This window comes from Streptomyces sp. BBFR25, assembly GCF_044590125.1.
GTDB lineage: Bacteria > Actinomycetota > Actinomycetes > Streptomycetales > Streptomycetaceae > Streptomyces > Streptomyces canus_D.
In genome coordinates this window covers 2356161-2369839 of the sequence record NZ_CP172447.1, presented here as the reverse complement: position 1 = coordinate 2369839, position 13679 = coordinate 2356161, and the positions used below count along the sequence as shown (strand labels likewise).

The window sequence follows — 13679 nt, the reverse complement described above, 5'->3', positions numbered from 1 at the left end:
CCGTGCGGCATGCGTCGCCGGGTGCGGGTGACCCCGCGGGACCTCCTGCCCTTGAGGGCTCCCGGTGGTGGGAGGGACAACTGAGGACATGCGCCGGGCACCCGCGGCACTGCGGCCCCGACGCCGCACCCACCTGCGGCCCCGACGCCCCACCCACCTGCGGCGCGGCCCGGGGCGGGACCGAGCCGTGGGCGCCGTTCCGGGCGGGCGCCCCCCGGGCGGGGTCAGTTCCGGCGGAGCAGGCGGGTGGCGCCCGCTGCCACCGTGGTCGCCAGGACCCAGCCCAGCAGGACCAGGGCCGTCGACAGCCACTGCCAGCCGTCGCGGAGCTGCCAGAAGCCCGCCTGGCCCAGGTCGATCACCGGGAGGAGGAGGTCGAGGGCGAAGAGAGCCGGGTTCCAGTCCGGGTGCTCGCCGCTCTTCAGCGGAGGCGGATCCGCGCGGGCGAAGGCGAGGGACCCGGCCGCCCACAGGACCGCCATCCACACCGCCGCCCGGCCCGGCCGGTATCCGTAGGCGACCGTCCAGTCCTGCGCGTAGCCCACCAGCTTCGCGGCGACCGGCAGGCTCTCGCGGCGCCTGCGGTGCTTGGCGAGCAGCACCTCGCGGGCGTCCTCGTCCTCGCCGCCCGACCGCAGCACGGCGGCGAGGCGCTCGTACGGCTCCGGGTGGTACTCGGCGGTCGCGGCGCCCACCCAGCGCAGCCGCTTCTCCAGCGGGAACGGCCCGCGCGGCACCAGGTTCTCGTAGGCGAAGCCGCCCATGTGCAGCCGGCCGGGGCCCGGCCAGCTGTCCGCCCGGTCCATCAGGTTGACCACCCGCGCCCCCGACAGCACCACCCGCCCGCGCGCCGGACGCTCGCCCAGGAAGCGCAGCTCGGGCGTCTGCACCCGGCGCAGCGACAGCTCCTGGTCGTCGGTGAAGGTGAACCGGGCGTGCTCCAGGTCCAGGGCGTCGCCGAACCGCCCGTCGTCCAGGCGCACCCCGCCCTCGCACTCGAAGCGCTGGATGCGGGTGCCCTGCGCGGGGGTGGTGCCGCGCAGCAGCGGGCTGCCCAGGCCCGCCGGGGTCAGGTACAGCGTGCGCTCCACCGTCAGCTGCGGGGCGTTCAGCGCGTGCCGCGTGTACGGGTTCAGCAGGCGGGCGCCGCGCAGGCTCAGCGACACGCCGACCTGGGCGCTGCGCAGGCTCACCTCGCCGTGCGACTCCAGCATCTCGGCCTGGAGGTCCTGCCCGACCGTCATGCCGTCCGCCGCGATGGAACGCCCGCTGCGGTCCCGGTGCACGATCGCCTGGTTGAGCAGCAGGTCGGTGCCTATCCGTGCGTCCGTCAGCCGGATGCCGCCCGGGAAGCGGGAGCGCGGCAGGTGCAGGTCGCCCTCGGTGTGCAGCCGGGCCGCCTCCAGGCGCGGCACCGCGCAGTCCACCAGCCGCACCGTCGTGAACCGGGTCTCCGGCAGCAGCACCTCGCGCTCGAAGCGGCAGCGGCGCAGCTCCACGTAGGGCACCACCGTGCCGCCCGCCAGGTCCATCGTGTCGCTGATCCGCACGCCCACCAGCTGCAGCGAGGACACCCGGCCCGCGAGCGCCGGCGGACCGTCGAGGAGCAGCCAGCACACGACGCGGGCCCGCACGGTCCGCTCCGGTCCCCACGGGCGCCCGCCGTGCGGGTCGTCGACGAGCGGGTCGCCGCTGCTCAGGTCGTACACGCTGCCGTTGCGGAACGCCTGCCACATCCCGGCCTCGGCGATGGTCAGGTCGTCCGGCAGCTCTCCGTCACGATGGCCTGCCCCCTCGGTCACGGTGCTTCACCCCCTCCCCATCTACTCGTCGGTCGCTCACCCTTCGTACAACCGTTCATGCCCACTGCGTGACCTTCCGAACACTCAAAGTGAGCATGGATCGCGTGAGTTCACCGTGGGCCGTGAGGTCCGTCGCGTTCTGTATCAGCCATTGATACGCGCGAACGGTGCCGGACGCGGGTCTGAGAGAATTGGTTCCGTGATCTCCCGAATCGATCTGCGCGGCGACGCCCTCCCCGAGGGCCCCGCCCTGCGCGACCTGCTGCCCCGAGCCGACTTCGACGTCTCGGTCGCCCTGGAGAAGGTGCGTCCGATCTGCGAGGCCGTGCATCATCGCGGGGACGCGGCGCTGATCGACTTCACCGAGCAGTTCGACGGCGTCCGGCTGGAGCAGGTGCGCGTCCCGGCGGCCGCGCTGACGCGCGCGCTGGAGGAGCTGGACCCGGCCGTCCGCGCGGCCCTGGAGGAGTCCATCCGCCGCGCCCGCCTCGTCCACCGCGAGCAGCGCCGCAGCACGCACACCACCCAGGTCGTGCCCGGCGGGTCGGTCACCGAGAAGTGGGTTCCCGTCGAGCGGGTCGGGCTCTACGTGCCCGGCGGCCGGTCGGTCTACCCCTCGTCCGTCGTCATGAACGTGGTGCCCGCGCAGGAGGCCGGCGTCGGGTCCATCGCGCTCGCCTCGCCCGCGCAGGCCGAGTTCGGCGGGATCCCGCACCCCACCATCCTGGCCGCCTGCGCCCTGCTCGGCGTGGACGAGGTGTACGCGGCCGGGGGCGCCACCGCCGTCGCGATGTTCGCCTACGGCACCGAGTCCTGCCCGCCCGCCAACATGGTCACCGGCCCCGGCAACATCTGGGTCGCCGCCGCCAAGCGCTTCTTCACCGGGAAGATCGGCATCGACGCCGAGGCGGGGCCGACCGAGATCGCCGTCCTGGCGGACTCGACCGCCGACCCGGTGCACGTCGCCTCCGACCTGATCAGCCAGGCCGAGCACGACCCGCTGGCCGCCGCCGTCCTGGTCACCGACTCCGTGGAGCTGGCCGACGCGGTGGAGAAGGAGCTGGAACCGCAGGTCGAGGGCACCAAGCACATCGACGACCGGATCCGCCCGGCGCTGGCCGGCCGCCAGTCCGCGATCGTCCTCGTCGACGGTCTGGACGAGGGGCTGCGCGTGGTCGACGCCTACGGCGCGGAGCACCTGGAGATCCAGACCGCCGACGCCGCCGCCGTCGCCGACCGGGTCAAGAACGCCGGCGCGATCTTCGTCGGCCCCTGGGCGCCCGTCTCCCTCGGCGACTACGCGGCCGGGTCCAACCACGTCCTGCCCACCGGCGGCTGCGCCTGCCACTCCTCCGGCCTGTCCGTGCAGTCCTTCCTGCGCGGCATCCACATCGTCGACTACACGCGCGACGCGCTCGCCGAGGTCGCCCGGCACGTGGTGACGCTGGCGGAGGCGGAGGACCTGCCCGCGCACGGCGCGGCGATCAAGGCGAGGTTCGAGTGGAAGGTCCCGGAGAGCAAGTGACGTTCGGCATCGACGATCTCCCCGTACGGGACGAGCTGCGCGGCCAGTCCCCCTACGGCGCGCCCCAGCTGGACGTGCCGGTACGGCTGAACACCAACGAGAACCCCTACCCGCTGCCCGACGCGCTGGTCGAGCGGATCGCGGAGCGGGTCCGCGAGGCCGCCCGCGACCTCAACCGCTACCCCGACCGGGACGCGGTCGAGCTGCGCACCAAGCTCGCCGAGTACCTGACGAAGACCTCCGGGCATCCGCTGGACGTGCGCAACGTCTGGGCGGCCAACGGCTCCAACGAGGTCATCCAGCAGCTGCTGCAGACCTTCGGCGGCCCGGGCCGCACCGCGATCGGCTTCGAGCCCTCGTACTCGATGCACGGCCTCATCGCGCGCGGCACCGGCACCGGCTGGATCTCCGGGCCGCGCCACGAGGACTTCACCATCGACGTGCCCGCCGCCGAGAAGGCGATCGCCGAGCACCGCCCGGACGTCGTCTTCGTCACCACCCCCAACAACCCCACGGGCAACGCGGTCCCGGCCGAGACGGTCCTCGCCCTCCACGACGCCGCCCAGGCCGCCAAGCCCTCCATGGTCGTGGTCGACGAGGCGTACATCGAGTTCAGCCACGGCGCCTCGCTGCTGCCGCTGCTGGACGGCCGCCCGAACCTGGTCGTCTCCCGCACCATGTCGAAGGCGTTCGGCGCGGCGGGCCTGCGCCTGGGCTACCTCGCCGCGCACCCGGCCGTCGTCGACGCCGTCCAGCTCGTACGGCTGCCGTACCACCTCTCGGCCGTCACCCAGGCGACCGCGCTGGCCGCCCTGGAGCACACGGACACGCTGCTGAAGTACGTCGAGCAGCTGAAGACCGAGCGGGACCGGCTGGTCGCCGAACTGCGGGCCATCGGCTACGAGGTGACCGAGTCCGACGCCAACTTCGTCCAGTTCGGGCGGTTCGCGGACTCCCACGCCACCTGGCGGAAGATCCTCGACCGGGGCGTTCTGGTCCGGGACAACGGCGTGCCGGGCTGGCTGCGGGTCACCGCGGGCACCCCGCAGGAGAACGACGCGTTCCTCGACGCGGTACGCGAAGTCAAGAAGGAGCAGAACACATGAGCCGCGTAGGGCGCGTGGAGCGCACCACCAAGGAGACCTCGGTCCTCGTCGAGATCGACCTCGACGGCACCGGCAAGACCGACATCGCCACCGGCGTCGGCTTCTACGACCACATGCTCGACCAGCTCGGCCGGCACGGTCTGTTCGACCTGACCGTCAAGACCGACGGCGACCTGCACATCGACTCCCACCACACCATCGAGGACACCGCCCTCGCGCTGGGCGCCGCCTTCAAGCAGGCCCTCGGCGACAAGGTGGGCATCTACCGCTTCGGCAACTGCACGGTCCCGCTGGACGAGTCCCTCGCCCAGGTCACCGTCGACCTCTCCGGCCGCCCCTACCTCGTGCACACCGAGCCCGAGAACATGGCGCCGATGATCGGCGAGTACGACGTGACGATGACCCGGCACATCCTGGAGTCCTTCGTCGCCCAGGCCCAGGTCGCCCTGCACGTGCACGTGCCCTACGGGCGCAACGCGCACCACATCGTGGAGTGCCAGTTCAAGGCGCTGGCCCGCGCCCTGCGTTACGCCTCCGAGCGCGACCCCCGCGCGGCCGGCATCCTGCCTTCCACGAAGGGCGCGCTGTAACCCATGAACGGTACGTCCACCGCACTGATCGTCGTCGGCCTCTTCTTCCTCGGCGGCATCTACTCCTTCGCCAAGCAGCAGATGCCCAAGGGCCTGATCGTGCTGCTCTCCATCGGTGCCGGCATGTGTCTGCTCGCGGGCGTCCTGAGGCTGGAGGTCTGGAGTTGACCGCCGCCGCCAAGAAGGTCGTCGTCTTCGACTACGGCTTCGGCAACGTCCGTTCCGCCGAGCGCGCCCTCGCGCGCGCGGGCGCCGACGTCGAGATCACCCGCGACTACGACCGGGCCATGAACGCCGACGGGCTGCTGGTTCCCGGCGTCGGCGCGTTCGCCGCCTGCATGGACGGCCTCAAGGCCGCCCGCGGTGACTGGATCGTCGACCGCAGGCTGTCCGGCGGGCGCCCGGTCATGGGCATCTGCGTCGGCATGCAGATCCTCTTCACGCGCGGCATCGAGCACGGCGTGCAGGCCGAGGGCCTGGACGAGTGGCCCGGCACGGTCGGACCGCTCCAGGCCGACGTCGTGCCCCACATGGGCTGGAACACGGTGGAGGCACCGGCCGACTCGCAGCTCTTCGCCGGCCTGGACGCGGACGCCCGCTTCTACTTCGTGCACTCCTACGCCGTCCACGACTGGACCCAGGAGTCGCACAACCCGCTGATTGCCGCTCCCAAGGTCACCTGGTCCACGCACGGCGAGCCCTTCGTGGCCGCCGTGGAGAACGGCGCGCTGTGGGCCACCCAGTTCCACCCCGAGAAGTCCGGTGACGCCGGAGCCCAGCTCCTCACCAACTGGATCGAGACCCTCTAGAGATGAGCCCGGTAGAGATGAGCAAGCTCGAACTCCTCCCCGCCGTCGACGTCCGCGACGGCCAGGCCGTCCGCCTCGTCCACGGCGAGTCCGGCACCGAGACCTCCTACGGCTCCCCGCTGGAGGCCGCCCTCGCCTGGCAGCGCTCCGGCGCCGAGTGGCTGCACCTGGTGGACCTGGACGCGGCGTTCGGCACCGGGGACAACCGCGCGCTGATCGCCGAGGTCGCGAAGGCGATGGACATCAAGGTGGAGCTGTCCGGCGGCATCCGCGACGACGACACCCTCGCCGCCGCCCTCGCCACCGGCTGCACCCGGGTGAACCTGGGAACCGCCGCCCTGGAGACCCCCGAGTGGGTCGCCAAGGTCATCGCCGAGCACGGCGACAAGATCGCGGTCGGCCTGGACGTACGGGGCACCACCCTCCGGGGCCGGGGCTGGACCCGCGACGGCGGCGACCTCTACGAGACGCTGGACCGCCTGAACAAGGAGGGCTGCGCCCGGTACGTCGTCACCGACATCGCCAAGGACGGCACCCTCCAGGGCCCCAACCTGGAGCTCCTGAGGAACGTCTGCGCGGCCACCGACCGCCCGGTCGTGGCGTCGGGCGGCGTGTCCTCCCTGGACGACCTGCGGGCGATCGCCGGGCTCGTCCCGGACGGTGTCGAGGGGGCCATCGTCGGGAAAGCCCTCTACGCGAAGGCGTTCACCCTGGAAGAGGCCCTGGAGGCTGTGTCCACATGACATCCGAAGCCGTACGGCGCGTGCAGAGCGGAAGTCCCTGGGAAGAGTCCTTCGGTTTCGCACGGGCCGTGGCGGCGGGTGACCGTGTCATCGTGGCGGGCACCACCGCCTTCAAGGGCGACATGCTCTACGGCGAGGGCGACCCGTACGAACAGACGAAGGTGGCCTTCGGCACCGCCGTCGAGGCCCTCGCCGAGTTCGGGCTCGGCATCGAGTCCGTGATCCGGACCCGTGTGTGCCTGGCACACTCCCGCGACGTCGATGCGGTGGGCCGCGCCCACAAGGAGCTGTTCGACTCCGTGCGCCCGGTCACGACCCTGCTGGTCGTGCAGGGCTTCATCGACTCGCGGGTGCTGGTGTCGGTCGAAGTGGAAGCGTATAGAGGAGCCGTGGATTCATGACCCTGGCGGTCCGAGTCATCCCCTGCCTGGACGTGGACAACGGCCGGGTCGTCAAGGGCGTCAACTTCCAGAACCTGCGCGACGCGGGCGACCCCGTCGAGATGGCCAAGGTGTACGACGCCGAGGGCGCCGACGAGCTGACGTTCCTGGACATCACCGCCTCGTCGGGCGACCGCGAGACGACCTACGACGTGGTGCGCCGCACCGCCGAGCAGGTGTTCATCCCGCTGACCGTCGGCGGCGGGGTGCGCACCGCCGATGACGTGAACAAGCTGCTGCGGGCCGGCGCGGACAAGGTGGGCGTGAACACGGCCGCCATCGCCCGTCCCGACCTGATCCGCGAGATCGCCGAGCGGTTCGGGCGGCAGGTCCTCGTGCTGTCGGTCGACGCCCGCCGCACCGAGGCCGGCACCTTCGAGGTGACCACCCACGGCGGCCGGCGCGGCACCGGCATCGACGCGGTCGACTGGGCGCACCGGGCCGCCGAGCTGGGGGCGGGGGAGATCCTGCTCAACTCGATGGACGCGGACGGCACGAAGGACGGCTACGACCTGGAGATGCTGGCGGCCGTCCGCAAGCACGTGACCGTCCCGGTCATCGCCTCGGGCGGCGCGGGCAGCCTCGCCCACTTCGCCCCGGCGGTCGAGGCGGGCGCGGACGCGGTCCTGGCGGCGTCGGTCTTCCACTTCGGCGACCTGCGGATCGGCGAGGTGAAGACCGCCCTGCGCGAGGCGGGTCACCCCGTCCGGTAGAAGGAACAGCAAGATGCGAAAGGAAAATTGCGCAACATCTATTGCGCAATTTTCCTTTCGCAATCTAGCCTGGGCGCATGCCGCGTCAGGAGAACCGCCCCATCACCGACCTGGGCACTCTCAAAGCCCTGGCCCATCCACTGCGCATGCAGCTCTACCGCGGACTGTGCGTGGCACGCACGGCGACCGCCTCGCAGCTCGCCGAGCAGGTGGACGAGGCCGTCTCGCTGGTCAGCTACCACCTGCGCAAACTGGCCGAGCACGGGCTGGTCGAGCAGGCCGAGCCGCAGAGCGCGGACGGCCGGGAGCGGTGGTGGCGGCCCGCCTCGGACGGGGTGAGCATCCGCGACCAGGACTTCCGCGACGCCCCCGAGCGGGCCGCCGCGCACCTGGCCGCCACGCGGCTCTTCCACGAGCAGTGGGCCGACATGTACCGCCGCTACCTCGACGAACGCCCCACCTGGGGCCCCGAGTGGAACTCCGCCGCCCCCCACAGCGAGTCCCTGCTCCGGCTCACCCCCGCCGAGCTGGCCGAGCTGGCGGCGGAACTGCTCGCCCTGGCGAAGAAGTACGACGAGAAGGGCCGGGCCGCCGAGGCCGCCGGCGACACCGAGGGGCGCGAGAACGTCGCGCTGCATGTCAACGGATTCCCGTTCCGTGTCTGAGACGACCGGGTCTGAGACGACCGGGTCTGAGACGACCGGGTCTGAGACGACCGGGTCCGAGACGACCGGGTCCGAGACGACCGCGTCCGGGACGGCCGCACCGATACCCGCCGCACCCGCACCCGCACCCGCACCCACTCCGGCCCACCGCGACGGCAACGTCCTGCGCTGGGTCGCGGCCTACACCGCGTCCATGCTCGGCGACAGCGTCTTCTTCCTCGCGCTGTCCTGGGCCGCCGTGCGCCAGGGCAGTCCCGCCGAGGCCGGGATCGTCACGGCCGTGAGCGCGGTGCCGCGTGCGCTGCTCATGCTCGGCGGGGGAGTGGTCGTCGACCGGCTGGGGCCGCGCCGGGTCGTCATCGGCAGCGACACCGTACGGTGCGCGGCGGTCCTCGCGGTGGCCGCACTGCTCTTCGCGACCGACCCCGGGCTCTGGCTCCTCGCCCTGCTCGCCCTCGTCTTCGGTGCGGTGGACGCCCTCTTCCTGCCCGCCGTCGGGGCGCTCCCCGCGCGGATCACCGCGAAGGACCAGCTCGCCCGCGTGCAGGGCATGCGCGGCCTCGCCGTCCGGCTGTCCTCCGTCGTGGGCGCCCCGCTCGGCGGTCTCGGTGTGGCGCTCGGCGGCGCGGCGGCGGCCTTCGCCCTCGCCGGGGTGCTGATCGCCGTGTCCGTACCGCTGCTGGTCTCCGTGCGGATGCGCGAGCTGCCCCCGGACGACGCGCCCGCGACCGCGAACGGCGGCACCGCGTGGCGGGACCTGTGCGGCGGGCTCCGGTACATCCGCGGGCACCGCGTCCTCGGTCCGCTGATGCTGGTCATCGCCCTCGGCGACCTCGGCTTCGTCGGCCCGCTCAACATCGGCCTGACCCTGCTCGCCGACGAGCGCGGCTGGGGAGCCGCCGGGATGGGCTGGGTCCTCGCCGGCTTCGGGGTGGGCGCCGGGACGGCGGCCCTGCTGCTGACCGTCCGGGGGCGCGTGCCGCAGGCCGGGTACGTCGTCGCCGGCGCCCTCGTGCCCGGCGCCGCCGCGATCGGCGTGCTGGCACAGGCACCCGCCCTGCCCGTGGCCGTCGGGACCGCGCTGCTCATCGGGCTGCTCGCGGGCCTCAGCGGCGCCCTCTGCGGGGCCCTGCTCCAGACCCAGTCCGCCCCCGCCCTCCTCGGGCGCGTCACGGCGGTCGCCGGGATCGTCAGCCTGGGGATCGCGCCGCTGAGCATGCCCCTGTCGGCCGCCGCCATCGGCGTCTGGGGCACCGGCCCCGTCTTCGCCGTCAGCGCCGCGGTCTGCGGGCTCGGCGGGGTCGTCGCCCTGTGCGCGCCGGGCGTACGGCGGGCCGAACTGCCGAAGTGACAGCCGGCCCGGAGACCGGGTGATCAGATCCCGAGCTGCTTGGTCTCCCGCAGCTTGGCGATGGCGTCCTGCTCACCCTCCAGCTCCACCTTCGCGGCGCCCTGCCGGCCGTACGCGAACAGCAGCAGCTCGGACGGCTCGCCCGTCACCGTCACCACCGGCGTACCCCGGTGGGCGACGGTCGTCTGGCCGTTCGGACGGCGCAGCACCAGACCCGTCGGGATGCCCCGGCCCATCAGACGGGCGGCCCGCTCCAGGCGGGACCACAGGGCGTCCTGGAAGACCGGGTCCAGCTCGCGCGGCGACCAGTCGGGCTGGGCGCGGCGGACGTCCTCGGCGTGGACGTAGAACTCCACCGTGTTCGCCGCCTCGTCGACCTGCTTGAGCTGGAAGGGGGAGAAGCGGGGTGGGCCGGTGCGGATCAGCTGGAGCAGCTCCTCGTACGGCTTCGCGCCGTACTCCTCCATCACCCGGTCCAGGCGGGACGCCAGCGGCTTGATCAGGGTGCCCCCGGCCGCGTCCGGACGCCGCTCGCGCACCACCACGTGCGCGGCCAGGTCCCGGGTCCGCCAGCCCTCGCACAGCGTCGGGGCGTCCGGACCCGCCGTCTCCAACAGGTCCGCGAGCAGAAGTCGTTCACGCTTGGCGAAAGTCGACATGGAGTCAGCCTACGGCGGCCGGCCGGGTCCGCCCAATGGACATCCCCGGGGCGTGTCCGTCCCACGCGGCACAATGGGCGCATGACCAGCAGCTCCCCCACCAGCGGCGGCTCCGGGCGGCCCAGTCCGCTCGCCCCCGAGATCGCCGACCGGCTCAAGCGCAGCGCCGACGGCCTCCTGCCCGCCATCGCCCAGCAGTACGACACCGGCGAGGTGCTGATGCTCGGCTGGATGGACGACGAGGCACTGCACCGCACGCTGACGACCGGCCGCTGCACGTACTGGTCCCGCAGCCGCCGCGAGTACTGGGTCAAGGGCGACACCTCCGGCCACGTCCAGTGGGTGAAGTCCGTGGCGCTGGACTGCGACGCCGACACCGTGCTCGTCAAGGTCGACCAGGTGGGCGCCGCCTGCCACACCGGCACGCGCACCTGCTTCGACACCGACGTACTCCTCGCCGAAACCGCCGAAGACGCCGCGGGCACCCACGCGCCCGACGCGCCCGGCGCGGGTCAGTAAGGTCTGCCGCCATGGACGACATGGACCTCGAGACCTTCCGCAAGCTCGCCGCCGACCGCCGGGTGATCCCGGTCGGACGCAAGCTCCTCGCCGACGGTGACACCCCCGTGGCCCTGTACCGCAAGCTCGCCGCCGAGCGCCCCGGCACCTTCCTGCTGGAGTCCGCGGAGAACGGCCGGTCCTGGTCCAGGTACTCCTTCGTAGGCGTCCGCAGCGCCGCCACCCTCACCGAGAAGGACGGGCAGGCGCATTGGCAGGGCACCCCGCCCGTCGGCGTGCCCACCGACGGCGACCCGCTCGCCGCCCTGCGCGCCACCGTCGAGGCCCTGCACACCCCGCGCGACCTCGCCCACGACCTGGGCCTGCCGCCCTTCACCGGCGGCCTCGTCGGCTACCTCGGCTACGACATCGTGCGCCGCCTGGAGAAGGTCGGCCCCGGCGAGCGGGACGACCTGAAACTCCCCGAGCTGACCATGCTGCTCACCAGCGACCTCGCCGTCATGGACCACTGGGAGGGCTCGGTCCTGCTGATCGCCAACGCGATCAACCACAACGACCTGGAGACCGGCGTCGACGAGGCCTACGCCGACGCGATCGCCCGCCTGGACGTCATGGAGGCCGACCTCACCCGCGCCGTCGCCCAGCCCCCGGCCGCGCTGCCGCCCTCCGAGCTGCCCGAGTACACCGCGCTGTGGGGCGGCCCCGACTTCCAGGACGCCGTCGAGGACATCAAGGAGCGCATCCGCGCGGGCGAGGCCTTCCAGGTCGTCCCCTCCCAGCGCTTCGAGACGCCCTGCACGGCGAGCGCGCTCGACGTGTACCGGGTCCTGCGGGCCACCAACCCCTCCCCGTACATGTACCTGCTCCGCCTCGACGGCTTCGACGTCGTCGGCTCGTCCCCCGAGGCCCTGGTCAAGGTCGAGGACGGGCGCGCCATGGTGCACCCCATCGCCGGCACCCGCCCGCGCGGCGCCTCCCCGCAGGAGGACCAGGCCCTCGCCGACGAACTGCTCGCCGACCCCAAGGAGCGCGCCGAGCACCTGATGCTCGTCGACCTCGGCCGCAACGACCTCGGGCGGGTCTGCGAGCCCGGCTCCGTCGAGGTCGTCGACTTCATGTCCGTCGAGCGGTACTCGCACGTCATGCACATCGTCTCGACGGTCACCGGACGGGTCGCCCCGGGCCGCACCGCCTTCGACGTCCTCACCGCCTGCTTCCCGGCCGGCACCCTCTCCGGCGCCCCCAAGCCGCGCGCCCTGCAGATCATCGACGAACTCGAGCCCTCCCGGCGCGGCCTGTACGGCGGCTGCGTCGGCTACCTCGACTTCGCGGGCGACTCCGACACCGCCATCGCCATCCGCACGGCGCTGCTGCGCGACGGCACCGCCTACGTCCAGGCGGGCGCCGGCATCGTCGCCGACTCCGACCCGGTCGCCGAGGACACCGAGTGCCGCAACAAGGCGGCGGCCGTGCTGCGCGCCGTACACACGGCCAACCGGCTGGCGCAATAGGGCCAACCGGCCGGAGTGGTGGGGCGATTCTCACGCCCCCCAATTCGAACCCCGGGTGACGGTTCGCCCGGGGTTCGGGTGATAGTGGAGTACGTGACAGCCGTTCCTCACCCCCGTACCCCAGCCGCAGGACCCGCCCGGGCCGGCCGCCGGAGCCTCGCCGTCGCCCTGATGTGCGGCGCGCTCGGCGCCGCCGTCGCCCTGCTCGCCACCCGGCAGGAGTGGGCGGAGGGCACCGCGACGGTGGCCGGCGGCGCGTTCACCCTGACCGCCAAGGGCAGTGACGTCACGGGCGTACCCGCGGCGCTCGCCATAGTCGGCCTCGCCGCGCTCGTCGCCGTCTTCGCCGTCCGCCGCGCCGGCCGCTTCGCCGTGGCCGCCCTGCTGGCGCTCAGCGGCGCGGGCACCGTCGCCGCCGCACTGGTGGGCGCCTCCGACAGTTCGGCCCTGGACGACCAGGCCGCCAAGGCGGCCGGTGACACCTCGGCCACCGTGGACGCGCTCTCCCACACCGCGTGGCCGTACGTCGCGGCCGTGGGCGGCGCGCTGCTCCTGCTGGCCGGACTGCTCGCGCTGCGCTACGGCCGCCAGTGGCCCGCGATGTCCGGCCGCTACGAGCGCGACGGCACCCCGCGCCGGAGCCGCAGGCCGCAGACCGTCGACCCGGACCGCCCCGAGGACCTGTGGAAGGCCATCGACCGCGGCGAGGACCCCACCAGCGCCTGACCGCCGAAGGACCCTCGTTCACCCGCCGGAGCACCCCCGCTCACGGCGCGTGCCCCCGTGCGGGACAATGGGTGCGAGCGTCCTGCTCAGACATGGCACACAGCAACGAGGAGCAAGCAATGGCGGGCAGCAGCCACGGTCACACCCCGGCCGCCTGGACCGGTGTCATCATCTCCTTCATCGGTTTCTGCATCGCGGGCATGTTCATGGTGGCCGCCCAGCCGTGGGGCTTCTGGGCCGGCCTGGCGGTCGTGCTCCTCGGTGGTGTCGTCGGCTACATCATGAAGATGATGGGCCTCGGCCAGCCGAAGCAGAACCACCCCGTGCACCAGGTCAGCGGCGAGCGCGCCGAGGCCGGCGCCAAGGGCTGACCTCGGGGCACGACGGTCACGGACCTCCTGAGGGGCGGACCGGCACTAGGGGGTGTCGTTTGGATCAGGCCGGCTCCGGTCGACGGCGCCTTGTGGCCGACCCGAGCGGGGTCTGGTGCGTGCAGCTGCAAGGCGGAGGAGGGCGACAA

At 72.9% G+C, this 13679-nt stretch carries 16 protein-coding genes; 14 read left to right on the top strand and 2 right to left on the bottom strand.

Going from position 1 to position 13679, the window contains the following annotated elements; genetic code table 11:
- Nucleotides 1-224: 224 nt before the first annotated feature.
- Complete coding sequence (locus ACGH52_RS10775; protein WP_399938759.1) at nt 225-1802, bottom strand: oxidoreductase; 1578 nt, start codon at nt 1800-1802, stop codon at nt 225-227.
- Nucleotides 1803-2001: 199 nt separating this feature from the next.
- On the opposite strand from ACGH52_RS10775, the gene hisD reads away from it, so the two are divergent.
- The 10 genes from hisD (at nt 2002) to ACGH52_RS10725 (ending at nt 9744) form a co-directional block, all read left to right on the top strand.
- Nucleotides 2002-3327, top strand: a complete 1326-nt coding sequence (hisD, locus tag ACGH52_RS10770) for a histidinol dehydrogenase (RefSeq protein WP_399938757.1) — start codon at nt 2002-2004, stop codon at nt 3325-3327.
- The gene (locus tag ACGH52_RS10765; protein WP_399938755.1) at nt 3324-4433 is read left to right on the top strand and encodes a histidinol-phosphate transaminase; all 1110 of its coding nucleotides are present in this window, start codon (nt 3324-3326) and stop codon (nt 4431-4433) included. The genes hisD and ACGH52_RS10765 overlap by 4 nt, the downstream gene beginning before the upstream one ends.
- A complete protein-coding gene (gene hisB, locus ACGH52_RS10760; protein WP_030186039.1) occupies nt 4430-5023 on the top strand; it encodes an imidazoleglycerol-phosphate dehydratase HisB in 594 nt (197 codons plus the stop codon). The genes ACGH52_RS10765 and hisB overlap by 4 nt, the downstream gene beginning before the upstream one ends.
- A gap of 3 nt (nt 5024-5026) precedes the next feature.
- Nucleotides 5027-5191, top strand: coding sequence for a hypothetical protein (locus ACGH52_RS10755; protein ID WP_003976764.1), 165 nt, complete (start codon nt 5027-5029; stop codon nt 5189-5191).
- The gene (hisH, locus tag ACGH52_RS10750) at nt 5182-5832 is read left to right on the top strand and encodes an imidazole glycerol phosphate synthase subunit HisH (protein WP_076973964.1); all 651 of its coding nucleotides are present in this window, start codon (nt 5182-5184) and stop codon (nt 5830-5832) included. The genes ACGH52_RS10755 and hisH overlap by 10 nt, the downstream gene beginning before the upstream one ends.
- Before the next feature lie 17 nt (nt 5833-5849).
- The gene (priA, locus tag ACGH52_RS10745) at nt 5850-6575 is read left to right on the top strand and encodes a bifunctional 1-(5-phosphoribosyl)-5-((5-phosphoribosylamino)methylideneamino)imidazole-4-carboxamide isomerase/phosphoribosylanthranilate isomerase PriA (RefSeq protein ID WP_399946715.1); all 726 of its coding nucleotides are present in this window, start codon (nt 5850-5852) and stop codon (nt 6573-6575) included.
- Nucleotides 6572-6976 (top strand): RidA family protein, encoded by a 405-nt coding sequence (locus tag ACGH52_RS10740; protein WP_052841504.1) that lies wholly within the window; start codon nt 6572-6574, stop codon nt 6974-6976. Before priA ends, ACGH52_RS10740 begins: the two co-directional genes overlap by 4 nt.
- Nucleotides 6973-7728 (top strand): imidazole glycerol phosphate synthase subunit HisF, encoded by a 756-nt coding sequence (gene hisF, locus ACGH52_RS10735; protein ID WP_059299099.1) that lies wholly within the window; start codon nt 6973-6975, stop codon nt 7726-7728. Before ACGH52_RS10740 ends, hisF begins: the two co-directional genes overlap by 4 nt.
- A gap of 77 nt (nt 7729-7805) precedes the next feature.
- Nucleotides 7806-8393 carry a transcriptional regulator gene (locus tag ACGH52_RS10730; protein ID WP_076973886.1) on the top strand — a complete coding sequence of 196 codons (588 nt, stop codon included), beginning with the start codon at nt 7806-7808 and terminating at the stop codon, nt 8391-8393.
- Between the two features lie 103 nt (nt 8394-8496).
- Nucleotides 8497-9744, top strand: a complete 1248-nt coding sequence (locus tag ACGH52_RS10725) for an MFS transporter (RefSeq protein ID WP_399946712.1) — start codon at nt 8497-8499, stop codon at nt 9742-9744.
- Between the two features lie 23 nt (nt 9745-9767).
- On the opposite strand, the gene ACGH52_RS10720 is transcribed toward ACGH52_RS10725, so the two are convergent.
- A complete protein-coding gene (locus tag ACGH52_RS10720; RefSeq protein ID WP_121702852.1) occupies nt 9768-10403 on the bottom strand; it encodes a TIGR03085 family metal-binding protein in 636 nt (211 codons plus the stop codon).
- An 81-nt stretch (nt 10404-10484) separates the two neighbouring features.
- Between ACGH52_RS10720 and hisI the strand changes: the two genes are divergently transcribed.
- The 4 genes from hisI (at nt 10485) to ACGH52_RS10700 (ending at nt 13530) form a co-directional block, all read left to right on the top strand.
- Nucleotides 10485-10922 (top strand): phosphoribosyl-AMP cyclohydrolase, encoded by a 438-nt coding sequence (gene hisI / locus ACGH52_RS10715; RefSeq protein WP_121702851.1) that lies wholly within the window; start codon nt 10485-10487, stop codon nt 10920-10922.
- Between the two features lie 20 nt (nt 10923-10942).
- The gene (locus ACGH52_RS10710; RefSeq protein WP_193777722.1) at nt 10943-12433 is read left to right on the top strand and encodes an anthranilate synthase component I; all 1491 of its coding nucleotides are present in this window, start codon (nt 10943-10945) and stop codon (nt 12431-12433) included.
- Nucleotides 12434-12517: 84 nt separating this feature from the next.
- Nucleotides 12518-13159, top strand: a complete 642-nt coding sequence (locus ACGH52_RS10705) for a TIGR02234 family membrane protein (RefSeq protein WP_059299103.1) — start codon at nt 12518-12520, stop codon at nt 13157-13159.
- A 119-nt stretch (nt 13160-13278) separates the two neighbouring features.
- On the top strand, nt 13279-13530 hold the full coding sequence (locus ACGH52_RS10700) for an HGxxPAAW family protein (protein WP_076973882.1): 252 nt from the start codon (nt 13279-13281) through the stop codon (nt 13528-13530).
- Nucleotides 13531-13679 lie beyond the last annotated feature (149 nt).

Coding starts and splice junctions, on each gene's coding strand:
- hisB (WP_030186039.1), top strand. CDS start 4,430: ATGAGCCGCGTAGGGCGCGTGGAGCGCACCACCAAGGAGACCTCGGTC.
- ACGH52_RS10755 (WP_003976764.1), top strand. CDS start 5,027: ATGAACGGTACGTCCACCGCACTGATCGTCGTCGGCCTCTTCTTCCTC.
- priA (WP_399946715.1), top strand. CDS start 5,850: ATGAGCAAGCTCGAACTCCTCCCCGCCGTCGACGTCCGCGACGGCCAG.
- ACGH52_RS10740 (WP_052841504.1), top strand. CDS start 6,572: ATGACATCCGAAGCCGTACGGCGCGTGCAGAGCGGAAGTCCCTGGGAA.
- hisF (WP_059299099.1), top strand. CDS start 6,973: ATGACCCTGGCGGTCCGAGTCATCCCCTGCCTGGACGTGGACAACGGC.
- ACGH52_RS10730 (WP_076973886.1), top strand. CDS start 7,806: ATGCCGCGTCAGGAGAACCGCCCCATCACCGACCTGGGCACTCTCAAA.
- ACGH52_RS10720 (WP_121702852.1), bottom strand. CDS start 10,403: ATGTCGACTTTCGCCAAGCGTGAACGACTTCTGCTCGCGGACCTGTTG.
- hisI (WP_121702851.1), top strand. CDS start 10,485: ATGACCAGCAGCTCCCCCACCAGCGGCGGCTCCGGGCGGCCCAGTCCG.
- ACGH52_RS10710 (WP_193777722.1), top strand. CDS start 10,943: ATGGACCTCGAGACCTTCCGCAAGCTCGCCGCCGACCGCCGGGTGATC.
- ACGH52_RS10700 (WP_076973882.1), top strand. CDS start 13,279: ATGGCGGGCAGCAGCCACGGTCACACCCCGGCCGCCTGGACCGGTGTC.